Annotated in this window: 22 protein-coding genes; 17 read left to right on the top strand and 5 right to left on the bottom strand. The window is 50.2% G+C overall.

Annotated elements, in window-relative coordinates; genetic code table 11:
- Positions 1-41 precede the first annotated feature (41 nt).
- Entirely contained in the window at positions 42-1,235 is a 1,194-nt protein-coding gene (gene fabV, locus C2I18_RS24715) for an enoyl-ACP reductase FabV (RefSeq protein ID WP_249898367.1), read from the bottom strand.
- Positions 1,236-1,506: 271 nt separating this feature from the next.
- Here fabV and C2I18_RS24720 point away from each other — a divergent pair, with 271 nt between their 5' ends.
- Positions 1,507-2,565: an ABC transporter ATP-binding protein gene (locus tag C2I18_RS24720; protein WP_249898368.1), complete on the top strand. Its 1,059-nt coding sequence runs from the start codon at positions 1,507-1,509 to the stop codon at positions 2,563-2,565.
- Between the two features lie 91 nt (positions 2,566-2,656).
- Here C2I18_RS24720 and fabF read toward each other — a convergent pair whose 3' ends face one another.
- The gene (gene fabF, locus C2I18_RS24725; protein ID WP_249898369.1) at positions 2,657-3,895 is read right to left on the bottom strand and encodes a beta-ketoacyl-ACP synthase II; all 1,239 of its coding nucleotides are present in this window, start codon (positions 3,893-3,895) and stop codon (positions 2,657-2,659) included.
- A 150-nt stretch (positions 3,896-4,045) separates the two neighbouring features.
- On the opposite strand from fabF, the gene C2I18_RS24730 reads away from it, so the two are divergent.
- Complete coding sequence (locus C2I18_RS24730) at positions 4,046-4,897, top strand: helix-turn-helix transcriptional regulator (RefSeq protein ID WP_249898370.1); 852 nt, start codon at positions 4,046-4,048, stop codon at positions 4,895-4,897.
- A gap of 117 nt (positions 4,898-5,014) precedes the next feature.
- Positions 5,015-6,118 carry a citrate synthase/methylcitrate synthase gene (locus C2I18_RS24735; RefSeq protein WP_249898371.1) on the top strand — a complete coding sequence of 368 codons (1,104 nt, stop codon included), beginning with the start codon at positions 5,015-5,017 and terminating at the stop codon, positions 6,116-6,118.
- A gap of 105 nt (positions 6,119-6,223) precedes the next feature.
- On the opposite strand, the gene C2I18_RS24740 is transcribed toward C2I18_RS24735, so the two are convergent.
- Positions 6,224-6,511 (bottom strand): hypothetical protein, encoded by a 288-nt coding sequence (locus tag C2I18_RS24740; protein ID WP_249898372.1) that lies wholly within the window; start codon positions 6,509-6,511, stop codon positions 6,224-6,226.
- Between the two features lie 169 nt (positions 6,512-6,680).
- On the opposite strand from C2I18_RS24740, the gene C2I18_RS24745 reads away from it, so the two are divergent.
- Entirely contained in the window at positions 6,681-7,448 is a 768-nt protein-coding gene (locus C2I18_RS24745; RefSeq protein ID WP_249898373.1) for an exodeoxyribonuclease III, read from the top strand.
- Between the two features lie 93 nt (positions 7,449-7,541).
- Here the strand turns inward: C2I18_RS24745 and C2I18_RS24750 are convergent, their stop codons facing one another.
- Positions 7,542-8,609 (bottom strand): VanZ family protein, encoded by a 1,068-nt coding sequence (locus C2I18_RS24750; protein ID WP_342760317.1) that lies wholly within the window; start codon positions 8,607-8,609, stop codon positions 7,542-7,544.
- Positions 8,610-8,907: 298 nt separating this feature from the next.
- On the opposite strand from C2I18_RS24750, the gene C2I18_RS24755 reads away from it, so the two are divergent.
- From C2I18_RS24755 to C2I18_RS24810, 12 genes are all read left to right on the top strand, one after another.
- The gene (locus C2I18_RS24755) at positions 8,908-9,255 is read left to right on the top strand and encodes a hypothetical protein (RefSeq protein ID WP_249898375.1); all 348 of its coding nucleotides are present in this window, start codon (positions 8,908-8,910) and stop codon (positions 9,253-9,255) included.
- A gap of 133 nt (positions 9,256-9,388) precedes the next feature.
- Entirely contained in the window at positions 9,389-10,621 is a 1,233-nt protein-coding gene (locus tag C2I18_RS24760) for an aminopeptidase (RefSeq protein WP_249898376.1), read from the top strand.
- Positions 10,622-11,197: 576 nt separating this feature from the next.
- Complete coding sequence (locus C2I18_RS24765) at positions 11,198-11,479, top strand: hypothetical protein (protein WP_249898377.1); 282 nt, start codon at positions 11,198-11,200, stop codon at positions 11,477-11,479.
- Positions 11,431-11,775, top strand: a complete 345-nt coding sequence (locus tag C2I18_RS24770) for a hypothetical protein (RefSeq protein ID WP_249898378.1) — start codon at positions 11,431-11,433, stop codon at positions 11,773-11,775. The genes C2I18_RS24765 and C2I18_RS24770 overlap by 49 nt, the downstream gene beginning before the upstream one ends.
- A gap of 121 nt (positions 11,776-11,896) precedes the next feature.
- The gene (locus C2I18_RS24775; protein ID WP_249898379.1) at positions 11,897-12,232 is read left to right on the top strand and encodes an antibiotic biosynthesis monooxygenase; all 336 of its coding nucleotides are present in this window, start codon (positions 11,897-11,899) and stop codon (positions 12,230-12,232) included.
- Between the two features lie 494 nt (positions 12,233-12,726).
- Positions 12,727-13,971, top strand: a complete 1,245-nt coding sequence (locus tag C2I18_RS24780; protein WP_249898380.1) for a sugar ABC transporter substrate-binding protein — start codon at positions 12,727-12,729, stop codon at positions 13,969-13,971.
- A gap of 122 nt (positions 13,972-14,093) precedes the next feature.
- Positions 14,094-14,993: a carbohydrate ABC transporter permease gene (locus tag C2I18_RS24785; RefSeq protein WP_249898381.1), complete on the top strand. Its 900-nt coding sequence runs from the start codon at positions 14,094-14,096 to the stop codon at positions 14,991-14,993.
- Positions 14,994-15,034: 41 nt separating this feature from the next.
- Entirely contained in the window at positions 15,035-15,859 is an 825-nt protein-coding gene (locus tag C2I18_RS24790) for a carbohydrate ABC transporter permease (protein WP_249898382.1), read from the top strand.
- A 43-nt stretch (positions 15,860-15,902) separates the two neighbouring features.
- Complete coding sequence (locus C2I18_RS24795) at positions 15,903-16,895, top strand: LacI family DNA-binding transcriptional regulator (protein ID WP_249898383.1); 993 nt, start codon at positions 15,903-15,905, stop codon at positions 16,893-16,895.
- A 17-nt stretch (positions 16,896-16,912) separates the two neighbouring features.
- Positions 16,913-17,668 (top strand): alpha/beta hydrolase, encoded by a 756-nt coding sequence (locus C2I18_RS24800; RefSeq protein ID WP_249898384.1) that lies wholly within the window; start codon positions 16,913-16,915, stop codon positions 17,666-17,668.
- A gap of 148 nt (positions 17,669-17,816) precedes the next feature.
- Positions 17,817-19,985, top strand: coding sequence for a beta-glucosidase BglX (bglX, locus tag C2I18_RS24805; protein ID WP_249898385.1), 2,169 nt, complete (start codon positions 17,817-17,819; stop codon positions 19,983-19,985).
- 52 nt (positions 19,986-20,037) lie between these two features.
- On the top strand, positions 20,038-23,430 hold the full coding sequence (locus C2I18_RS24810; RefSeq protein ID WP_249898386.1) for a GH36-type glycosyl hydrolase domain-containing protein: 3,393 nt from the start codon (positions 20,038-20,040) through the stop codon (positions 23,428-23,430).
- Between the two features lie 72 nt (positions 23,431-23,502).
- Here C2I18_RS24810 and C2I18_RS24815 read toward each other — a convergent pair whose 3' ends face one another.
- Positions 23,503-24,084, bottom strand: a complete 582-nt coding sequence (locus C2I18_RS24815; protein ID WP_249898387.1) for a TetR/AcrR family transcriptional regulator — start codon at positions 24,082-24,084, stop codon at positions 23,503-23,505.
- Positions 24,085-24,276: 192 nt separating this feature from the next.
- Between C2I18_RS24815 and C2I18_RS24820 the strand changes: the two genes are divergently transcribed.
- A complete protein-coding gene (locus C2I18_RS24820) occupies positions 24,277-24,936 on the top strand; it encodes an SDR family NAD(P)-dependent oxidoreductase (protein WP_249898388.1) in 660 nt (219 codons plus the stop codon).
- The last annotated feature ends 128 nt before the right edge of the window (positions 24,937-25,064 follow it).

The following is a 25,064-nucleotide window of genomic DNA, read 5'->3' on the forward strand; positions in this document are numbered from 1 at the left end:
CCGGTTCTCCTGGCGGAGATCCCGGTCTTCTTGCCTGTCTCCTAGAGCTGTGCATTGGGAATCCCGACGAGCGGATTACTGTCTGCTTCATAATCGACGCCTTCTGTTTCAAAGCCGAACAGCTGGAAGAATTCTCTTCTGTAGCTCTCAAGATCCGACAGCTCATGAATATTGCCAGTATTAATATGGGACCATAACCTATCCACCTCAGCCTGTACTTCCGGTTTCATTTCCCGATCGTCAATGCGGATGCGGCCGGCTTCGTCAAGTGCCGGGCCACCGTGGCTATAAAGCCGGTCAGCAAACAGCCTGTACGCCTGTTCAATGCATCCCTCGTGCAGACCCTGCTCCTTCATGACTTTATAGAGGATGGAGATGTACAGCGGAACTACAGGAATAGCCGAACTGGATTGGGTCACCAGGCCTTTACTGACAGCTACAAAAGCCTGTCCTCCGGCAGGAGCCAGCTGTTCATTAAGCTGCACTGCAGTGGCTTCCAGGTGGTCTTTGGCCCGTCCGATAGTGCCGTCACGGTATATAGCCCTGGTAAGCTCCGGACCAATATAGGAGAAAGCCAAGGTTACAGCATGATCAGCCAATACCCCGGCCTGGCGTAAGCTGTCTATCCACAGCTGCCAGTCTTCACCGCCCATCACCTTGACGGTGTCCTGGATTTCTATATCCGATGCAGGCTCAATGGTAATCTCGCTAACCTCTCCTGTATGGAAATTGACCGTCTTATTCGTGTATGGCTTCCCTATAGGCTTCAGCACCGAATGATGGACCTTACCGCTGGCAGGATCATTTCTGCGGGCTGTGGCTACACTGTAAACGACAAGATCAACCTGACCCAGCTCCTGACGGATGAGCTTAATTGTCCGGTCCTTAGTTTCCTGTGTAAGTGCATCCCCGCATACACTGTATGATTTCAAGCCGGCTGCTCCGGCGAAGCGTTCAAACGCGGCGGAGTTATACCAGCCGGCAGAGGCTGTCCGGGTATCACTGGGACTGCTTTGGCGGTAGACGCCGACTGTGGCGGCTCCGGCACCAAAAGCCGCCGCAATCCGTGAAGCCAGGCCGTAACCGGTCGAAGCTCCGATCACCAGCACGCTGCGCGGACCAGCAATGCCCGGCTGCTGCCGGATATAATCAATCTGCCGCTGTACCTGGAGGGCACAGCCTTCGGGATGGGCAGTTGTACATATAAAACCGCGTGTTCTGGGTTTGATGATCATCTTAATTTTCCTCACTTTCGCCTGTACGCCGGATATGATTTTTATATTGCTTAAATTTACTGTATTAGGGATTATCCATGCAAGTTATAGGGTGATGTAAGCTAATGTGCCGCTAACGGTGGAGGAAATGCATAGTTGCATGATTTCAGAATGGTGTATTTTCAGAAAAAACTTGACGAAAGACTATGTGAATAGATAAAATAATACTTATTGCCTATCTAAATAATATGAACTATTATCATAATTTGAAGAGAGTAGAGAGGGTGACAGGATGGAGCGCCTTTTAGAAGTAAAGGACCTAGCAATTTCATTCAAAACACGCGGTGGAGAAGTACAAGCGATCCGTGGTGTTAACTTTCATGTCAACAAAGGAGAAACACTTGCGATTGTAGGCGAATCCGGTTCCGGTAAGAGTGTAACTTCCCAGGCCGTTATGAAACTTATTCCTGAACCGCAGGGCATGTACAAGCGCGGTCAGATTATTTTTGATGGACAAGATCTGATCAAGAAAACTGACAAGCAAATGCAAAAGATCCGCGGTAAAGAGATCGGCATGATCTTCCAGGATCCGATGACCTCACTCAACCCGATGATGAAAGTCGGCAAACAAATTACTGAAGTACTGTTCAAACATGAGAATATGTCCAAGGATGCAGCCTACAAACGTGCTGTTGAACTGCTTGGCCTCGTTGGTATTCCTTCACCGGAACGCCGTTTCCAGCAGTATCCGCATGAGTTCAGCGGCGGGATGCGCCAGCGTGTAGTTATTGCCATGGCGCTTGCTGCGAACCCTAAGCTCCTGATTGCCGATGAGCCGACAACTGCGCTTGACGTTACCATTCAGGCACAGATTCTGGATCTGATGAAGGATCTGCAGAAGAAAATCGGTACAGCGATCATTTTCATCACGCATGATCTTGGTGTAGTTGCCAGAATGGCTGACCGTGTAGCGGTTATGTACGCCGGACAAATTGTGGAGATGGGCACATCGGAAGAAATCTTCTATGACCCAAAACATCCGTATACATGGGGATTGCTTGCATCCATGCCGAGTCTGGAGAGCAAAGGTACCCAGCTGACTGCCATTCCGGGAACACCTCCGGATCTGATCAAGCCGCCTAAGGGTGATGCCTTTGCACTGCGCAGCACTTATGCAATGGAAATCGATATGGAGAAAGAGCCTCCAATGTACCAGGTATCCGATTCCCACTTTGTGAAATCCTGGCTGATGCATCCAATGGCTCCGGCTGTTGAACCTCCTGCTGTGGTGAAGAGCAAACAGCGCGTTCTGAAGAATGCATATCCGGAACCTGTACTGGTCCAGCAGTAATAACCTGAATAAATTAAGCAGCGCCAAGCCGTTCACCGGCTTGGCGCTTTTTGCTGTTCACAGTGCTGTGGCTTTGAGCATAGCCGGTTGTTCAGCGCTCATACTTACGAAGTACAATCACAGCATTATGCCCCCCGAAGCCGAAAGAGTTAGAGATGCCGGTATTCAGCTCCGCCTTGCGGGCAGTATTCGGCACATAATCCAGATCACAAATTTCATCCGGAATTTCCTGATTGATCGTAGGCGGGATGATGCCGTCCTGCAGGCTTTTGAGCAGGGCGATGGCTTCAAGTCCCCCTGCAGCACCGAGTGCATGTCCGGTCATTGATTTATTTGCTGTCACCGGTATCCGGTAAGCGGCGTCTCCGAACAGCTTCTTGATCGCTAACGTTTCTGAACGGTCCCCGACTATAGTGCTGGTGGCATGGGCGCTGATGACATCTACCTCTTCAGGAGTCAGGCCGGCCTCCTTCAGTGCTGCCTTCATTGCCTGCAAGGCTCCCCGGCCTTCGGGATGGGTGGCGACCATATGATAGGCATCCGAGCTCGCTCCATAGCCTGTAATCTCGCCGTGAATGACTGCATTTCTGCGCAGCGCATGCGTAAGTGATTCGAGAATCAGGATGGCACCGCCTTCTGCAATCACAAATCCGTCCCGCCCTCCGTCAAAAGGTCTGCTGGCCTTCTGCGGTTCCCCGTTCCGGGTGGACAGGGAGGTGGCATTGCCGAAGCTGGCCAGCGAAATTTCGCTGATGGCCGCTTCTGAGCCGCCGGCAATCACGCAATCAGCTCCGCCGTAACGGATGAGCCGGAAGGCCTCGCCAATGGCTGTGTTGCCGATCGAACAGGCTGTTACCGGTGACATGGACGGGCCCAGTGCACCGAACTTCATGCTGATCATAGCTGCGGCCATGTTGGAGATCATCATCGGGATCAGTGTCGGGCTGACCCGCTCCGGCCCGCGCGCGCTCAGCAGATTCCCCTGGTCCATTAAGGTGTGGATACCGCCGACTCCTGAGCCTACATATACACCCAGCCGTTCATGGTCTATCTGATCAGGCTTTAGTCCGGATTGAGCCCAAGCCTCTTCAGCAGCGGCCAGTGCGAACTGGCTGAAGCGGTCCATTCTCCGGGCTTCCTTGCGGCCGAACCGGCCTTCTGAGTCGAAGTCATGCACGGCTCCGGCGATCTTGGTTTTAAAATGTGCCGTATCAAAAGCTGTTATATGGGTGATGCCCGATTCACCTGCAATGAGCCGGCTCCAAAATTGCTCTACAGTATTGCCAAGCGGCGATATGACACCCATGCCGGTAATTACAACGCGTTCCATTTATAAATCCTCCCCTGTATAGCCAAATGATAAGAAGTTGATGCTGTTCTAAATGTATTCTTTCACTTTGCTTATCCTATTACAAGTTGTCGTTTATCCTAGTATAATTACTACTATCATACGAATAATATCTTGAAAAGAGGAATATAAATGTCCCATCAGATGAGACTTCAGGCATTGTCGGCATTCCTGAAAGCACGCCGTGCAGCGATCTCTCCGGCGGCCGCCGGTCTTCCCGAGGGGACACGAAGACGGACACCGGGGCTCAGAAGGGAGGAGGTTGCCCAGCTTGCAGGAGTAAGCAATACCTGGTATACGTGGCTGGAGCAGGGGCGGGATATCAGAGTGTCACCCTCTGTACTGGAATGTATTGCCGCAGCGCTACAGCTGAATAAGGATGAGCGCAGCTATCTGTTTGCCCTTGCGCTGGATAATGGCCCGGCTAATGGCATATATCCCCAAGAGGAAGCTTCTGCAATTACGCCTTCCCTCCAGAAGATTCTGAAGGAGCTTACTGCCTGCCCGACAATCATCTCAGACCGCAGATGCGGTATTGTCGGCTGGAATGAGGCTGCGGCACACGTTTTTCTGGATTTCGCCAGACTGCCGCAGGAGGAGCGCAATATGATCCGCTTATTGTTCGTCCGTAAGGAATTCCAGCGCCTTGCTGTGAACTGGGAACAGTTCGTCCGGGGATATTTATCCATTTTCCGCGCCTATTACGGACAGTACTTGGAGGACCGCTGGTATGACGATTTTATAGCCGAGATGAAGGAAGCCCATCCTGAATTTGATAAGCTGTGGGAAGAGAGCAGAGTAAGCTCTGCGCCGGATGTTGTACTCGAATTCCGTCATGCCAAGGCAGGCAAGATGTTATTTCAGCTGACATCGCTTCAGGTTCAGGGCGGCGCTGACCTGCGCTGCAGTATTTATACGCCGGCAGGCGATTCCAATACAGAACAAAAGCTGCGTCAACTGCTGGAACATCACAAGCTAAGTTAGCTGATAAAATTAATTTATGTATTCATAAAAAACAATAAATATGCAATATTGAAATAGAAGTTTATACTCCTAATATGATGTTCAAATCTTAACGGATTATAAAGGAGCAATTAGCAGATGGCAAAGGTAACGGGATTGGAAGGCGTAGTAGCAGGAGAAACGGATATCGGTTTGGTGGATGGTGAGAAAGGTTTTTTGGTTTACCGGGGATATTGGGCAAAAGAGCTTGCCGTCAGTAAATGCTATGAAGAAGTGGCCTTTCTGCTGTGGAACGGGCGTTTGCCTTCACCAAAGGAGCTGGCACTGCTGAAGCAGGAAATGGCTGAGTCGAGAGCCTTGCCGGAGTATCTGAGGGGAATGATTGATCTGCTCCCGGCTTCAGTTCCGCTGATGCTCGTATTGCAAAGCGCTGTAGCTGCATTGGGGGTGCCGGAGAACGCATCCTGGCCGCCTACCCTTAAGCAGGCTGTACGCCTGACGGCTATTTTACCGGTCATTATTGCTTACAGGTACCGCAGACTGCAGGGACTGCCTGTTGTCGAGCCGCTGGCAGACCTGGGGCATGCCGCCAATTACCTCTATATGCTGACAGGAAAAGTTCCGGAGAACGCCCACGTGCAGGCGCTCAGCGCCTATCTGATTCTGTGTATGGAGCATGGTATGAATGCCTCGACATTTGCAGGACGTGTAGTGCTCTCTACAGAATCTGATATGTGTGCGGCAGTATGCGGTTCGATCGGGGCCATGAAGGGGCCGCTGCATGGCGGTGCTCCTTCGGAAGTCATCTCGATGCTGGAGGAGATCGGAACCAAGGAAAACGCAGAGCCATGGATCCGCAAAGTGCTGGATCACAAGGGCAAAATTATGGGATTCGGCCACAGAATTTATAAAACCAAAGACCCGCGCGCAGAGGCTCTGCAGATTGCTACCCAGGAAATGATCGGTAAAGATGAATCTTTTGACTTGGCTATTCATGTAGAGCATACAGCTATCCGGCTGCTGGAGGAGTATAAGCCGGGCCGCCGCCTGTTTACCAACGTGGAGTTTTATGCGGCTGCCATCCTGCGCGCACTTGAGCTTGACCCGGAAATTTTTACACCGACCTTCACTTCAGGCCGGATTGTCGGCTGGACCTCGCATATTCTGGAGCAGGCGGGGAGCAACCGCATCTTCCGGCCGCAATCTGTATATACCGGTCCGATGCCTGCTACCGGGATTTAGCTCCAGGAAGTCTGACAGCATAAAACATCCCCGGCCTTCAGCGGCCGGGGATGTCTGGAGGGGAATGGCAAGGAGCGGGCATGAGCGAGGTGCCCGCTCATTGCATCAGAAATCCGAGGTTGCTACCTGGATGGTGCCGAATACTGCACCGGCAGCTGTGCTGAGAAGCGCAGCAACCAGTATGGCGCTAATGGTAAGAGTAAGACTGTTGAGTGCAGGGATTTCATAAGAGACGGTTGGCGCATTGATCCGGTAAATAACAAGATTCACAGGGAAACCGGAGTTGTTATTCACAGTTACTGAAGCGTTGAGAATTCCATTCAGATTCTCGTAGTAGGATTTACCTACACTGGGTCCCAGATTGAAGAATTGTTCCGCTAACAAAATGGCCATTATTTTGACCTCCTTTCCGTTTGATAGAATATTATATTCGGCAATTCTATAAATGCATTAATTAGCAGGTGTATTAGGAGATTCATACATTTTCATAGTTTAGAACAGGACATCCCAAATATGTTACACTAGAGTGTATTCTAGTCAAATCGTAAGGAGAATGTCATCAATGAAGCTGGTGTCCTGGAATGTAAACGGCTTAAGAGCCTGTGTGAATAAGGGGTTTAATGATTATTTTGCTGAAGCTGATGCGGATATCTTCTGTGTGCAGGAGACAAAGCTTCAGGAAGGGCAAATTGTGCTGGAGCATGGGGAAGAGTACTCTCAGTACTGGAATTATGCTATTAAGAAGGGGTATTCGGGGACGGCGGTATTCACGAGGATCAAACCGCTGTCTGTGAGATACGGACTGGAGGAAGAGACGGAAGCCGAAGGGCGGATCATTACGCTGGAATTCGCTGACTTTTATCTGGTTAATGTATACACTCCGAATGCCAAACGCGACTTGACCCGGCTGGAGTACCGGTTGGAGTGGGAGGACCGCTTCCGTACCTATCTGCTGGAGCTGGACAAGCTGAAGCCGGTGATCGTCTGCGGTGACCTTAATGTGGCCCATCAGGAGATAGACCTGAAGAATGCGAAGCCGAACCGCGGCAACTCCGGCTTTACCGATGAAGAGCGGGGCAAGATGACTGAACTGCTGGAATCCGGGTTCGTAGACACCTTCCGGCATTTCTATCCCGACACTGAAGGGGCTTATACCTGGTGGTCTTATATGCCGAAGATCCGGGAGCGGAATGTCGGCTGGCGGATTGATTATTTTTTGGCCTCTTCGCGGCTGATTCCGAATCTGCTGGATGCCGGGATTGACTGTAACGTGCTGGGCAGCGACCATTGTCCTGTAGTTCTTAAGCTTAAGGATATGGAGCAGGCCTGATACAGACATTTGGATTGAAAATATTACAAAGGCCGTGCTTCCCTGAAGGGAGGTACGGCCTTTGTCTTGTCATGATGTGAAATAGATGGGGTTTTAATCAACTTGATTTCTCATAGAATTAGAAGGCTGTCCGGTATAGTCTGCTAGTTCACGCTGCTTCTCCGGCCATGTGATTGCGTTTGTGGTCCCGCTGATCCGTTCATAGAACAGGACAGGGTCCCTTTTGAACACTTTAAGGGCAAGATGAATGCAGAAGATCATATCACAGATCAGCAGCAAGCCTGGAATCCCGGCTGTCCATCCGCTGTCTAAATGGCCGGACCACGACGGATTTATAATAAGCGTATGTGCCCCCAGCCAGATGCCGTAGAGCAGAACATATCTGACGGTCAGACTCCATAGTGTGGTACGGCCTTCAAGTCCGCTGATCCGGATCCGCACAATCCATTTGCCGAGCGTCCGCCCGCGGGTCACATAAGGGATGAGCACGAAATAAATAAAGGTGGAAATCCAATACGCACCGGGAAGCGAGAGGGAGTTGATCAGAAGGGCTCCTGTCACCCATACGAAAAAATCGGTCATAAAAGCGATGGCACGTCTGGTGTAGCTCACCTTTTTGGCGGATAAGTCTTCCCGGCTGTCCAGCTGGTCAATCTTCGGTAATAAACCGGAAATCCATAAGGCGATGCGGTACCCGATAATCCCTCCGAGCGTGTTGGTAATAAGGTCATCGACATCGAAGATCCGGTAAGGGTGATCAAAATATCCATAAATTCCGGTAATCTGTGTAATCTCGAACATGAGAGACAGCACAAAGGACAGAAGAATACACACTACCCAGCGTGTCTGGAAATAATAACCGAGGAAGATGCCGAAAGGTATGGTCAGAATCACATTAAACACTGCCTGATAAAATGCAGGTTCACGCAGCAGTGTCAGATAAGAGGACGGTGTCTCCGGAAGAAGCCCCGCAGAATCCGCAATATCCTGAAGGAATTGCAGCGGAACAGGCTGAATCAGGTTGCCGGACAGCGGCAGATTATGCCGGGATGCCGGGAAAGGAAGCATAATCAGATAAAAAGCATTTAACAGGTAGAGCAGCAGCAGGTACAGAACCAGCGCTCTGATCTTGTTGATATAGCCGTGTCTCCGGTACTGCACAACAAGAAAAGGTAAAGTGAATACAAGTGCTGCTACAGGAAAAGACATAAACGCATAAGAGATAGGAAATAGATACGATTGAAACATAATACACCTGCCGTAACATAGATAGTTTGTGCCTCAATTAAAAGTCAGTAAAAAGTCCCGCTGGCAGTTAGACGTTACTCCGGACCAAAAACCCTGCAGAAACCCGCCTTCCTCTCAAAACCTTCTTTATTATAGGAGTTAATGGAAATATCCTCAACTTATTTATTGGGCTCATCCGGCATACATATGTCTGTAGAGGAGCGTGAGGACTATGGAAAAAAAGGTACAGCAGTACTACAAGCTTAAAGCGAAGCAGAAGGAGCTTGAAAAAGATCTGGCCGGGCTCAGGCAGGAAATTCTCGCCTATTGCAGTGACAGGGGAGAGAATGAAACCGTAATCAGCGGCTACAAGGTGAAGCTGGTGACCCAATCCCGCAAGGAATATGATGATGAAAAGCTGTACAACACCCTGGCTGACCCGGCGGTGTGGCGTCTTCTTTCCCGGGCCGATCCGGCGAAGATTGCAAGTCTTATCAAGCTGAATGTTCTGGCCGAGGATAAAATCCGGGACACCTACTCGGTGAAAAATGTTACGCTGCTGCAAGTAGACAAACAATAGCCTATAATTCATGCAGAGGTCGTCTCTATTGGAGGCGGCCTCGCAACTGCGCCCGTTTTGCGTTAAAATAGCAGAAGCGGTTCAAAGCTGATCTGATAGAAATCATGCATTCAAGAATATGGAGGAAGTTGTCATGAAAGATTTCGAGATAATACTTGAGAAGTATGCGGAGCTCGTTGTTAAAGTAGGGGTAAATGTGCAGCCTGGACAAGTGCTGATGGTCCATTCCCCGCTGGAAACTGTAGAGTTAACCCGCCTGATCGTAAGTAAAGCCTATGAGGCTGGAGCTAAATATGTCATGGTTGAATGGGATGATGAGAAAATTACCCGTATCCGCTATGAAAAAGCCCCTGAAGAGTCCTTCAGCTATTACCCGCAGTGGCATGCCGATATGCTGGAGGGCTTTGCTGAAGAGGGCGGCGCGGTGTTACATATTAAAGTACCTGACCCGGAGCTGTTCCGCGGAATTGATTCTAGTAAAGTATCCACGGCGGTAAAAGCTGCTGCGGTGGCCCGGAAGAAGTATCAGCATTACACCCGCAATAACAAAATCAGCTGGTCGCTGATCAAGGCCCCGACCCGGGCCTGGGCGGACAAGGTATTCGCTGATCTTCCGGAAGAAGAACGTGTAGAAGCGATGTGGGAAGCAGTATTCCAAATGACCCGCGCCTTTGCCGAAGATCCGGTGGCCGCCTGGCGCGGGCATATCGCAGATCTCAAGCAGAGCCAGGACCGGATGAATGCCAAACGCTACAAGAGCCTGCATTACCGTGCTCCGGGAACGGATCTGCGCGTGGAGCTGCCGGAAGGCCATTTGTGGCGCGGAGGCGGCGGTGAGAATGAAAGCGGGGTATATTTTGTAGCCAATATGCCGACTGAAGAAATTTACACCATGCCGCTCCGCACAGGTGTCAACGGTACGGTATCCAGCACACTTCCGCTTAACCTGAACGGCCGGCTGGTGGACGGCATTACGTTTACTTTTACAGACGGTAAAGTGACGGCTTATGATGCCGCATCCGGACGGGAGCATCTCACTTCGCTGCTGGAAACGGATGAAGGGGCTTCGTATCTGGGTGAAATGGCACTCGTGCCGCATGATTCGCCAATCTCCCGCCTGAACCGTGTGTTTTATAATACCGGTATTGACGAGAATGCCTCCTGCCATTTCGCGCTGGGCAGTGCCTATCCTTCAAATATTGAAGGCGGGGTAGGAATGAGCAGCGAAGAGCTGCTGAAGAGGGGCGCTAACGTAAGCCTGACGCATGTCGATTTCATGATCGGCTCCGCAGAGCTGGATATTGACGGAGAACTGGCCGATGGCACCATCGAACCGGTATTCCGTCAGGGGAATTGGGTGCTGTAGGCGGATACAGATGTAACTTTAACAGCAGTTTGAGCCGTCCCTCGGGGCGGCTCTTTGCTTATGGTCTTGCCAGTAAATGTTCCTCTTTGCAGAGGCCGATTGTACTCGGTTTTTCGAGTATAATTGGCCCGAATCCCTCCGCGGGTGTCCAAATGTACTCGATTTTTCGAGTACAATTGTCTCGTTCCCCTTTGCGGTGGCCCAATGTACCCGGTTTTTCGAGTACAATTGTCTCGTTCCCCTTTGCGGTGGCCCAATGTACTCGATTTTTCGAGTATAATTGGTCCGAATCCCTCCGAGGTGGCCCAATGTACTCAGTTTTTCGAGTACAATTGGTCCGTTCCACTCCGCGGTGACCAAATGTACTCGGTTTTTCGAGTACAATTGGTCCGTTTCCCTCCGCGGTGACCAAATGTACTCGGTTTTTCGAGTACAATTAGCAAATCAATGTTTCGAAAAATAAAGCCATTTAGGCCCTTACCCAGAACAGGAAATCTACAGTGTCGTCAGGGCACGGCTTCTGCATTCCAGTATCGGCCGCGAGTTTCAGAACAGCGGGGCATAGGAGCCCACCAGTTGGTCGATGGTCAGGATAATTATCATAAAAGGTACGGCCGGGGCCACGTGATGCTGGACAGAAGCCAGCCTTTTCCCGCTCAGCTGGCCGCTGAATTCCGGATAGCATCTGTCGATCCCGGCAAAATGGAAGACCCCAAGACCGGAACCATTATCGGTGACATGCATTACTCGCCGAATCTGGAGATCAGCTTCACACTGGATGGGAAGTTCAAGGAAGCAGCAACAAGGGGGTGTATCCGGACCAAACGTTTGAGCTGGATGGCCATGAGGTGGTGCTGACTGAGGTTGAACTGTCTCCACTGCTGATTACAGCAACGGTTACCTTAAAGAATCCTTCCGGATACCAGCGCGAGGCAGGCCATGAGATTTTGGACAGCAATTACACGGCAGAGATTGTAGCGGAGACCAAAGCAGGGAACCGGCCTCTCCCGGCCTCTTTTGGTGAGGGCATGAAAGACAGTTTCAAAAAAATGTTCAGCAGCAATATGCTGGATCATCCAGAATCTCTCGACTTGGTCTTTAAAACCGGAACCGGAACTAACGAAGAAGAGATCAGGATAGAAATTCTGAATTAGGACAGGACTAGCAATGATAACGATTATCAATTAGAATAGAAGGGGATGATTTACTTTAAATACTATGCCTAACAGGGGTTGCAGAATAATTACAGCTTCGGGCACTCAGGAGGAATGAACAGTGTTTGTGCAGACGAGATCCATCGTTGTAGAAAAAGGGAACAGCGGCAAGGTTATTGAGCGGTTCAGCGCACCGGGTGTTTTGGAAGAAATGCCGGGACTGATCGACATTAGTGTAGCTTTGAATAAGAAGAGCAAGGAATCCGAGGAAGTGTTAATCCTGATCCGCTGGGAATCGGAGGAGGCCTGGAAGAACTGGGAGAAAAGTGACGCTCATATTCAGGGGCACAAGAACAGCAGAGGCCAGGAGAAACCGGAGTTTATTCTAAGCACAACGGTCAATATGTATGAAGTGCAGACGATAAAAGAAGGCAAGGTCTACGGCCGGCAGGTATAGCGGCATCATTGCCTGACACGCGGTTACCGGAAGTAAGCTGCAATAAATGCATTCACCCGAAGAGGCCCCGGGATTCATTTCCAGGTGCCTTTTTAGTATGCATTTTCCAATCAGGGAAGTCAGCTGGATAAAATATATACAGTTACTTACAATTAGTGATTTTACTGGACGCAAAAAAGATTTTTTTAGCATGGAGACTTGAAATCGTTAACATCTAGCACTATAATACATTTATCGAAACGATTCGAGTTAATGGTATTTAAAAAGCCAAACTCTTTCGGAATATTAGATACTATTGTCGAGAAAATGTTGAAAAGTAGTTTCTTAGCGCTATGAATCGCCTGCAAAAGCCTTTTGAGTCTATGAAAACGTACTTATTTCTAACATGAGTGCTCGAAATTTTTTTTCGAATATAATCGAAACGTTTCGAAGAAAGGGCTTCAAACATATTATTTATGAGCTTGGCTCACACTAAAACCAGGGGTGACAGAAGAATGAACAAAAAAACAGGTATTTCAATGCTGGCCTTATTAACAAGCTTTTCTCTGATTGCAGCAGGCTGCGGCAACAACTCCAGCGAATCGGCATCGGGAGATAACAAGACACTGAAGGTATGGTTCATGGGTACGTCCGATACGGTAGATCCGATCGCCGATATGTACGAGGAACAGAATCCCGGCATCACTGTAGATGTACAAGCCATTCCTTGGGATACTGCACATGACAAACTTCTGACTGCGGTAGCCTCCAAGAACGGTCCTGACGTTGTTCAAATGGGTACCACCTGGATTCCTGAATTTGCAGCTGCCGGAGCACTGGCAGACATGACTCCATACATCGAGCAATATCCAAGCATGAAAGCGGAAAACTTCTTTGACGGTGCCGTTCAGACTACGAAATATGAAGATCAGACGGTAGCGGTTCCTTTCTATGTAGAGACACGCGCCATGTACTACCGTACAGATCTGCTTGCTGAAGTCGGTTATCCCGAAGGTCCAAAGACATGGGATGAGCTGAAGGATGCGAGCAGAAAGCTGGTTGAAAAAGGCGGCCCAGGTCATTACGCTTTGCCGATTGAAGGTAAAGACACGATTTACCCGGCTATTTTTGCCTGGCAGAACGGCAGTGACATCATCGACAGCAACCGTCAGCCACAGTTCAACCAGCCCGCTTATGTGGAAATGGTAGATTTCCTGAAAAGCTTCTATGACGAAGGGCTGTCCCCGAAAGGAACGGACCTGGATACAGTATCCGCATTTAAAGACGGCACAATGGCTATGTTCATCAGCGGTCCTTGGATGATTCAGACGGTTAAAGAAAAGGCTCCGGAGATTGACGGTAAATGGGCTGTAACTACACTGCCTGCCAAAGAAACCAATACTTCCTCCATCGGCGGCGCTGACTTGTCCATCTTCAGCTACAGCAAAAACCAGGATGAGGCTGCCAAGTTCATTGCTTTTATGGCTGAACAGGAAGCTCAGCTGAAATACTACGAAACTTCGAACTCCATGCCTGCACTCAAGGCCGCCTGGGACAATGAAGCGCTCTCCGATCCGATGATTGCCGCTTTTGGTGAACAGCTTGAAAATACGCGTCCGGCTCCAACCGTAAGAGAGTATGAGGAAATCGCACAGGCAGCTATGGCTTCCTTTGAACAGATTACTATTGGCGGTGCAGATACACAAACCGAGCTGGATAAGCTGAACGACAAAGCAAATGAACTTCTCGGCAACAAATAATCATTGATTAATTGTCAGGCGGGTGCCGGGATCTCTCTCCTTAATGTGAGGTTCCGGCATTACGTTTGTATAACGTTCCGCATAGCGGGGCGTGGAAAGAATGCGAAAGGGTGTGATTGCAAGTGAGTTCATTTGTGAAGGCGTGGAACAAGCATAAATATCCGTATCTGTTTATCGCGCCTGCGGTAATCCTGCTGACTTTATTCTCCATCATTCCGATTATCATTGCACTGGTGATCAGCTTTACAGACATGGATTTGGTCGGGCTTGCGGATTATTCAAATATTAACGGTGTGGGAATCAGCAACTATATAGATATTTTCAAAGATCCGGTATTCCTGAAGTCGATGTATAACACTATGATCTACGTGGTTATCGGTGTACCGCTGGTCGTCGTAGCTTCCATGGGGGTGGCGATGCTGCTGAACTATGGAACCGGCTGGTTATTCAAAAGCTTCCGGGTCATTTATTACATGCCTTCCATTACCAACATTGTCGCCGTGGCTGTAGTTTGGGGCTATCTGTACAACGGAACGTACGGTTTGTTCAACTATATCCTCTCCTGGTTCGGCCTTCCTGCACAGCAGTGGCTTCAGGATCCGGCACTTGCCAAGCTCTCGCTGATTCTGCTGGCTTTCTGGAAGTCGATCGGTCTCAATATGATTATTTTCCTGGCGGCACTGCAGGGAATTCCCCGCTCCTATTATGAGGCGGCTGAAATTGACGGGGCAACCGGCTGGAAGAAACTGCGCTTTATCACTGTTCCTTTGCTTGGATTCGCTACTTTCTTTGTGACCATTACGACCCTGATCGGCTGGATTCAGTTCTTCGAAGAACCGCTGGTGATGACCAAAGGCGGACCGCTGAATGCGACGATGTCCATGGCGCTCTTTATCTATAATAACGGGTTCCAGCTAAGTAAATTCGGCTATGCGGCATCAGGTTCCTTCGTACTGTTCATCATCATTATTATTGCGACCCTGATCCAATTCGCGGTCAAAAAGAAAGAAGTAGAATACTAAGCCTGGTCCTTGCAGCCAGCAGTTTAGAAGGAGGAACGAGCATGACGCTTAAAGCGAAGGGAATAGAAAAAGCAATTATGATTACGCTGCTCGTCATTGGAGGACTTCTGATGATGGTGCCGTTTATATGGATGCTGGGCTCATCGTTTAAACCTGAGAATGAGTTTACGGTGATACCGCCCGCTCTTTTTCCGGAAAATCCTACATTCAATAACTACCGGGATTTATTTGTGAAAATGGACTTTTTAGTCTATCTGAAAAATACGCTCATTATCGTATTGTGTTCATTTGCGGGGCTGTTTCTTAATGCAATGGCCGGATATGCGTTTGCCAAATTCGATTTTCCGGGCCGCAATAAATTTTTCTACATTATTCTGGGGACGATGATGATCCCGGGTCAGGTGACGATGATTCCAACCTACCTGATCATCAATCAGATGGGGCTGGTCAATACCATGGCAGGTATCGTGCTGCCGGGTCTCGTCGGGGCCTTTGCGATCTTCCTGTTCCGTCAATTCATGACTACGATTCCGATGGACCTGCTGGAAGCCGCCAGACTGGATGGAGCCGGTGAGCTGCGGATCTTTTTCCAGCTGATGGTGCCTATAGTGAAGCCGGTATTTGCCGTTCAGGGCATTCTGACCTTTATCGGGGCATGGAACAGCTTCCTGTGGCCGCTGATTATTGCCAATGATGAGAGGCTCTATACGCTGTCAGTCGGTTTGTCGCTCCTCAAAGGCCAATACGGTACAGCATTCGGTCTGCAAATGGCCGGAGCCGCGTTCATGGTCGTCCCGATTGTTATTATCTTTATCTTCTTCCAGAAACATATTATAGAAGGATATACGATCTCAGGGATGAAATAATTAATAGAAGCAAAATGCGGATGGGGAAGGGTTGAAATGCAGTATGGCAACGATCAAGGATGTGGCGAAGCTGGCTGGAGTAGCATTATCTACAGCTTCATATGCGATGAGTGGAGACAGCAAGGTCAGTGCAAAGACTAAAGAGAAGGTGCTGGCAGCGGCAAGAGAGCTGAACTATCAAAAAAATGGATTTGCCATGGATTTGAAACGGAGCCGGACGAACACCATTGCCCTTATCTTGACCGATCTTTCGGGTCCTTATTACTCGGAGCTGATCCGAAGTATACAGGATGTTGCATTGTCCAATAGTTTTGATCTCATTGCCTGCAGCTCCATGGGAGGCAAGGATTCGACTGCCGTCAGGTTTTTGCTTGAAAAAAGAGTTGACGGTGCAATCGTGCTTGCCCACAATATCTCGGACGAAATTCTGACGGCTGCGGCCGGTGAACGTTTTCCGATCGTCGTGATGGACCGGATCATTTCCGGGGAGGGCCTGATCAATGTTATGGTTGACGGTGAGCTGGGGGGCTATACCGCAACCCGTTACCTGATTGAAAAAGGCCACAGCTCGATCGCTTATATCAGCGGACCGGCCAATTCCTACGATAACACATTGCGTTATCAGGGGTTCCAGCGGGCCATGCGTGAAGCCGGGCTTGAAGAGAAGACAAAATGGAGATTAAGCGGAAATTTTATCCGTGAAGGCGGATATAAAGCGACCAAAATGATGCTGATGCAGGGGGAACTGCCTTCGGCCGTATTCTACGGCAATGATGAAATGGCGGTCGGCGGGATGAAGGCGCTGGAAGAAGGCGGAGTATCTGTTCCTGGAGATATTTCGGTCATCGGCTTTGATGATATCCAGCTGGCTGAGTATATTCAACCGCCGCTGACAACGATTCACCAGCCGATGTATGAATCCGGTTCGCTGGCCGGACATCTGCTGTTCCAGAAGCTGAACGGTGACCCGGTCAATGATTTCTATAAGCTCAAAATTAATCTGGTTGAACGCAAATCAGTCAACCCACTCAGTTAACTTGGAGATGAACAGACGTGGCCTTTATTCAAATGTCGTTATTCTCGGAAATCCTGGGCATGTCGACAGAAGTGAATGCCGTTGTACCGCTGAATGCGCAGCCTGGCCATAAGCGCGGCGGCAAGCTTCCTGTGCTCTATCTGCTGCACGGTCTGGGCGGCGACCATACGGAATGGACACGCCAGTCAGCGGTGGAACGTTATGCCGAAGAGAAGGGGCTGGTGCTTATTCTGCCCCGTGCCGACCGCAGCTATTATATGGACATGAAGCAGGGCGGAGCCTATTTCACTTATCTAAGCCGGGAGCTGCCGGAACTGGTCAAAAGGATCTTTCCAATTTCCGGCCGCAGAGAAGATACCTTTGCCGCCGGCATCTCCATGGGCGGATATGGAGCCTTCAAGCTGGCGCTGAGATGTCCGGAGAATTATGCTGCAGCAGCCAGTCTTTCCGGCGGATTGGATATCGTCGGCCGTGTTAACGGCCCGAACGGCTTTCACCCGGGGGAAATCCAGCGGATATTTGGTTCCGGTGCGGAGCTTGCAGGGAGCAGGGATGATCTGTTTGCTCTGGCGGATGCTGCGGCATCAGCTGACCGGCCCCTGCTCTATCAGTGCTGCGGCACAGAAGATTTTCTGTACGAAGGGAACCGGAGGTTTCTTAAGCATGCCTCAGCTGCCGGATTGCAGATAACGTATGAGGAAGGGCCTGGAGAGCATGAATGGGGCTATTGGGACAGGCAGACGCGGCGGATGCTGGACTGGCTGCCGCTGTAAGCTTCCTTTGAATGAATAAAGGAAGCGAATTTCCATCGAAACAAAGTGAAACGTTTATGATATTAGTAAAAATAATTAATGATAAAGCCTTATATATAAAGAAAATAATGGATAGAAACGTTTCGTTTTTCTTGGGGGAGGCATGGAGATGACCAATCATCTGTACAACAAATACGTCAAGAACATGACACTGGAAGAAAAAACAGCCCAGCTCCTGCAGCTGGCAGCTCCTTTTTTCGATAAGCCGGGAGAGCATTCTGAAATTACCGGCCCGATGGAAGAACTGGGAATACAGTACGAAACCCTGCGGAGCGCAGGCTCTGTACTCGGTGTTGCCGGCGCCGAGAAGATGATGGCCGTACAGAAAGCCCATCTGGAGAACGACCGGCATGGCATTCCGCTGCTCTTTATGGCGGATATCGTACATGGGTTCAAAACGATTTTTCCTATTCCGCTCGCCATCGGCAGTTCCTGGAATCTGGAGCTTGCCGGGCAAAGCGCTGAAGTGGCTGCACGTGAAGCGGCAGTTTCCGGTCTTCATGTAACCTTTGCCCCTATGGTGGATCTGGTCCGGGATCCGCGCTGGGGCCGGGTGATGGAATCAACGGGAGAGGATACTTATCTGAACGGGTTGTTTGCCGAGGCCTTCGTGCATGGGTTTCAAGGCGATGATCTGAGAAATGATTTGACGCGCGTTGCGGCCTGTGTGAAGCACTTTGCAGCTTACGGGCTGGCGGAGGGCGGCCGGGACTACAATACCGTTGATCTGTCAGAGCGTCAGCTGCGTGAATATTACCTGCCCGCCTATAAAGCAGCCGTGGACGCGGGGGTCAAGATGGTGATGACCTCGTTCAATATTGTTGACGGCATCCCGGCTACAGGGAACCGCAAGCTGCTGCGTGAAATTCTCCGTAAAGAATGGGGCTTCGACGGAGTCATCATATCTGACTGGGCTTCCATTAAGGAAATGGTAGCGCATGGCGCTGCAGAAGACGATAAGGAAGCGGCATTGCAGGCTATCCAGGCTGGTGTAGACATCGACATGATGACAACCAGCTATATCAATCATCTGCCTGAACTGGTACAGGAAGGCCTGGTAGACGAGAAATTGATCGATGAAGCAGTGCTGCGTATTCTGGAGCTTAAAGAGAGCCTGGGCCTTTTCGAGAATCCGATGCGCGGAGCAGATCCTGCTGCAGAGAAGGAGATCGTATTCTGCGGAGAGCACCGGCAGGTGGCCAGAAAGCTGGCCGAGAAATCAAGCGTGCTGCTGAAAAATGAGGGCGTTCTGCCGCTTGAACCCGGGCAGCGTGTCTCACTGATTGGCCCTTTTGCGAATAGTGGCGATATTCTGGGCTGGTGGTCCTGGACGGGTTCCAAGGAAACGGCTGTAAAGCTTGGGGATGCCATGAAAGCAGCCAGCGGCAATCCGAGCCATATAGTTATTGCTGAAGGTTCGGGGATTGACTCCATCAGTGAAGATCAGCTGAACGAAGCGCGCAAGACCGCGGCGAAGGCGGATGTTATTGTGCTGGCGGTGGGCGAATCCTCGGATATGAGCGGTGAAGGCGGCAGCCGCAGCAACATCAAGCTGCCGGAGGCACAGCTTGAGCTGATCCGGTCCATGAAAGAGCTGGGCAAGCCGTTGGCCGTTGTTCTCTTTAACGGCCGTCCGCTGGATCTGCACGGGGTATACGATCAGGCAGATGCCGTGCTGGAAGCCTGGTTCCCCGGAAGCGAAGGCGGTGCGGCGCTGGCGGATATTCTATATGGAAAAGTAAATCCTTCGGGACGTCTTTCCATGTCCTTCCCGTATTCCGTGGGACAAATTCCAGTCTATTATAATTCTTTCCGTACCGGCCGCCCCAAACCGGAGCAAGAGACAGAGAACCGTTATATTTCCAAGTATATTGATATTCCCAATGAGCCGCTGCTGCCTTTCGGTTTTGGACTAAGCTATACCACGTTCGAATATGAAGACCTGACGTTATCATCAGAGGTGCTGACAGCTGACACACCGCTTGAGGTCAAAATTACGGTAAAGAATACAGGCTTAAGAGCCGGAACCGAAACGGTGCAGCTCTATGTATGCGACATTGCAGGCCAGGTTGTCCGTCCGGTGAAGGAGCTCAAAGGCTTCCGCCAGATTGAGCTTGACCCCGGAGAAAGCAGTGAAGTTGTCTTTCGCATTGATGAAACGCTTCTCCGCTACCACCACAGTGATATGACAATCCGCAGTGACCGCGGCGAATTTATTCTTTATGTCGGTGCAAGCAGCCGTGATGTCCGGGAAGCCCGGTTCACTTTAGTAAAATAACAAGTACTCAAAATAGCGGATCTTAGCCGCATCAGATAAGGAAGTGAGAAGCATGACAACTTTAACAGGTTCCAAAGTGTCACTTCAGAATGGAAACTTAACATTTACATTTTTGCAGAGCGGAGATCTCTACCAGGCTTTTGGCGGTAAAATGATGATTAACCAGCTGTTGTCGAACGCGCTGGACGGAGCTCCCGGCAATATTTATGCAAGGTTGCATTTGCCTCAGGGAATCCATGCGGTACCGCTGCTCGGGGTGAAATCAGGCAGCCGTTTCCGTCAGGATGGGGACCGTCTGGTATGGCAGGGGGAAATTCCTGCAGGTCCGGAAACTCCGGGTCTGCACGAGCCAGTTGCTTATCGGGTAGTATTCACACTGGCCGGCAATGGCATCTGGTTCTGGGATGTAACCGTTGAAGGTTCGGGCGTAGAGCTCGACCTGATCTATACTCAGGATGTCGGTATCGCCTCTCCTGGAGCGGTAACCAGTAATGAAGCTTATTTGTCACACTATATTGACCATGCTGTCTTTGAACACAGTGATTATGGTTATGCAGTATGTTCACGCCAGAATCAGCCGCAGGACGGTAAATTTCCTTATCTTCAGCAGGGATCGCTGACCGGTGCTACCGGTTTTTCAACAGATGGCTTCCAGTTCTTCGGACTTAGCTACAAGGAGACGGACAGACCGGAGGCGCTGTACCAGGAGAAGCTTGCAAGCGAAGTTTATCAATATGAGTTCGCTTATACGGCGCTTCAGACAGAAAAGAGCATGCTGAATGGTAAGGCACACTTTGTCTTTTACGGCCTGTTCCGTGACAATCACCCTGCAGCGGTTACAGAGCTGGAGTATGAAGCGGAGCTTAAGGATGCCCGTGAGTATACACTTGGTCTTGGACCGGTAACCCCAGACGGAAGCTGGCTGGACAAAATATCGCTGTCTTCCCGGATCGGTGAGCCGCTGCAGACGGAGGAATTCTCCGGGGAGGAGCTTAACAGGCTGTTCCCGGACAGACAGCAGGAAGAACGGGAAGGCGGGAAGCTGCTTGCTTTCTTTACAGACACCTATGAGCATATTGTCCTGAAGAGCAAGGAGCTGCTTGTTGAACGTCCGCATGGACATATTCTGATGAGTGGTGACAATGCACAGCTCGGTGCAGAAGTAATGACTACGACATCCTATATGTACGGGATCTTCAATTCCCAGGTGGTCACAGGAAATACCAACTTTAACAAAATGCTCTCCAATGCCCGCAATGCGCTGAATGTATACAAAACCTCCGGGCAGCGGATTTATGTGGAAGCGGATGGACAATACCGCTTGCTGACCATGCCTTCGCTGTTTGAAATCGGCTTTAATTATGTCCGCTGGCATTATAAGACGGCTGCAGATACCCTGGTAATTACCAATTATACAGCTGCAGATGCTCCGGAAGTAAAACTTACGGTCCGTTCGGCCCAAGGGAAAGCATACCGCTTCCTGGTCACTAACCAGGTGACGATGAATGTGGCTGAATACGAAATTCCATACCGCTTATCACAAAATGCTGAAGGTGTATTGACCTTCCAGGCACATGACAGCGGAACAAGTGCGAAGGTCTATCCGGAGCTGGCTTACCGGATGACGCTGGAGGGGGCCGGGTACCGCCTTGGCGATGAAAGTTTGCTTTTAGATGGGCCGGCTTCAGGAAGCGCCTCGCTTGCTGTACTTGAACTGGAGGAGAGTGCTGAATGGAGCTTGACGATCCAGGGACAGCTGGACGGTAAAGAACGTCCGCCGGTTATATTGGATTTTGCTTCGGAGGCTGCGGAGTACCGGAAGTTCTTCTCAGGCGTGATGAACGGGTTCAGGCTGACCAAAGACAGCGGCGGTGAAGAGGAACTGTTCAAGGTCAATGCGCTTGCCTGGTGGTACACCCATAATATGCTGGTACATTACTCCGTGCCGCACGGCCTGGAGCAGTACGGCGGGGCAGCCTGGGGCACCCGTGACGTCTGCCAGGGACCTGTGGAATATTTCCTGGCTACGCATAAATACGAACAGGTCCGGGAAATTATGCTGACTGTATTCGCCCACCAGTATGAGGATGACGGCAGCTGGCCGCAGTGGTTCATGTTCGATAAATATGCCGCTATACAGCAGGAAGAGAGCCATGGCGATATTATTGTCTGGCCGCTTAAAGTGCTGGGTGATTACTTACGGGCAACACGTGACTTTGCTGTGCTGGACGAGAAAGTTCCATACACCCGCAAGCATACCTTTGATTTCACGGAATCGGCAGCAACCGTCCGCGAGCATGCCATCAAAGAGCTGGAATATATCAAGTCCCATTTCCTGCATGATACTTATTTGTCCTCTTATGGAGACGGTGACTGGGATGATACGCTCCAGCCCGCAAATGCACAGCTGAAGCAGTACATGGTCAGCAGCTGGACCGTAGCCCTGACTTATCAAACGGTGCTTGGCCTGTCCGGAGTGCTGCAGGATACAGACAGCGCCTGGTCTGAAGAGCTGCGCGGAATGGCTGAAGGCATCAAAAATGACTTCAACCGTTATATGCTGGGAACAGATGTCATTCCAGGCTTCCTGTACTTTGAAGACCCTGAGCATGCCAAGCTGATGCTGCATCCTGAAGATAAAGAGACAGGCATTCAATACCGTCTGCTGCCGATGACGCGCAGCATGATCGGTGAACTGCTCACTCCGGAGCAGATGGAAGCCCATTATGAGCTGATTCTTGAGCAGTTCCTGTGCCCGGACGGCGTACGGCTGATGAACCATCCGGCACAGTACGCCGGCGGTGTCAGCATGCACTTCAAACGTGCGGAGCAGGCGGCTAATTTTGGACGCGAGATCGGCCTGCAATATGTGCATGCGCATATCCGCTTTGTAGAGGCTATGGCGAAGATCGGCAAACGTGATCAGGTATGGAAGGGTCTGGCGACCATCAACCCTGTAGGCATCCGTGATGCGGTACCTAATGCCGAGCTGCGTCAGAGCAACGCGTACTTCAGCAGCTCGGACGGCAAATTTGCAAGCCGTTATGAGGCCCAGCAGCGGTTCGGTGAACTGCGCGACGGATCGGTTGCGGTCAAGGGCGGCTGGAGAATCTACTCCAGCGGTCCGGGGATCTATATGAACCAGCTGATCTCCAATGTTCTGGGAATCCGTGAGGATGCGGGAGATTTGATCATTGACCCTGTACTGCCGGATGAGCTGGACGGCACCCGCTTTGATTTTGAATACGGAGGTTCCCCGGCAGCGTTTGTTTATCACTATGCAGAGGGGACTGAAGGGACACTCCGCTCTGTTAAGGTCAACGGCCATGAGGTTCAGGCTGAGCGGATCGATAATCCTTACCGCCTTGGAGGCCTGCGCATCAAGCGGGAGGACGTTGAACGTCTCCGCACTGCAGAAACAACTGTTGTAGACATTTATATGTAAATTAATACAGGCGAGGGGCCGTTGTTCCGTGTACCGGACTGACGGGCCATCGCCTGTTTATTTTAAGCGGCATTATTTATTTTTGAATATAATGTTATCCATTCTGCTGTTAATCAGCGCAATCAGCTGCTCTGCCATATACGCTGCCGAATATTTGAAATGCGTCTCCGCCCAATACAGAATGACACCGACGGTTGCGGACATCCGGTAGCTCAGCATAATTTCATAATCCAGAGGCGTGCCGGCCTCTTCCATTTCAATATGCATATCTTCACGCATGGAATTCCGCAAAGTATCATACAGCATGGCGGCAATTTTGCCGCGCTGCACGGAAGAGAGCGCCAGAAAGTCTTTTTTATGGTCTTCTATATGCTGAAACAGCTGCAGGGCAGAGGGAAAAATCATGGTAGCTTTAATCTGCTGCATGCCTTCATAAGGCTTAAGCAGTGTCTCCGCAAAATTCCGCAGAAAATCATCATGAATATCCTTCAGCAGATCTTCCTTGCTCACAAAATGCTTGTAAAAGGTCCCCCGGTTGTAGTCCGCACGCACGGAGATATCCATAATGGTAACCGCATCATATCCCTTTTCCAGGATCAGCTCCATGAAGGCTGCCTTCAAAGCCTGCCGGGTTCTCCGCACTGCTCTGTTCAATTCTTCTTCCCGTTCCAAGGCCATCTTCCTCCACGATATTTGTCATTTTATTATAACCATTAGGCTCCAATGAGAAAAAGAGTGCCAATGATTAAAAATTTAAGTAAACAATAGGACATGGAATGTTCAAATTAATAATAAAGAGGTAACATGCCGAATCCGAATGTCGCTTTTTCAACTATATCTTAAATTATGATGAATGGGGAAGCCATTCAGCAGGTGATCCGTGAGCTGGGACTGGACGATTCCAACTCTCTGGCTGTCACAGCTGATGTATCCAGAGAAGAAGATGTGAAGAACTACGTGGACAAAGCCGTGGAGAAATTCGGAACCATCGATTATTTTGCCAATAATGCCGGGATTGAAGGTCCTTCAGGCCTAGTGGAAGAGATCAGCGTCAAAGCGCTTGACATGGTGTACAACGTCAATGTGCGCGGTGTCTTCCTTGGTCTGCAGTATGTGATCCCTGTAATGAAAAAACAAAAATCCGGCGCAATCCTCAACACTTCCTCCTTGGCAGGATTGATGGGAGCCTCGGGAATGTCACCATACATTATGTCCAAGCATGCGGTTGTAGGCCTGACCCGTGTAACGGCCAATGAGCTTGCACCGTTCGGCATTCGTGTCAATGCAGTCCTCCCGGGCACCATCAACACCCAAATGATGCGCAAAATCGAGACCAACTCCGGCAGTGCAGACTCCTTCAAAGCAGCCAATGAAGCTACAACGCCAATGGGACGCTATGGAGAGCCTGAAGAGGTAGCCGCCGTAATGAACTTCCTCCTGTCTGAAGAAGCTTCATTCGTAACAGCTTCGCTTTACACAGTAGACGGGGGAATGATGGGACAATAAGGCAGCAGCGATAAGGGTGTGTAATAGTATTAATTAAAAAGGGGTTAAGCCGTCTGCCTGGGCAGCGGTTTGACCCTTTTTTGCGTGATTTCTTACACGGGTCCGGGAGCAGGATTATACCTAAGTGG

The sequence above is a fragment of the Paenibacillus sp. PK3_47 genome, assembly GCF_023520895.1.
Classification (GTDB): Bacteria; Bacillota; Bacilli; order Paenibacillales; family Paenibacillaceae; genus Paenibacillus_AQ.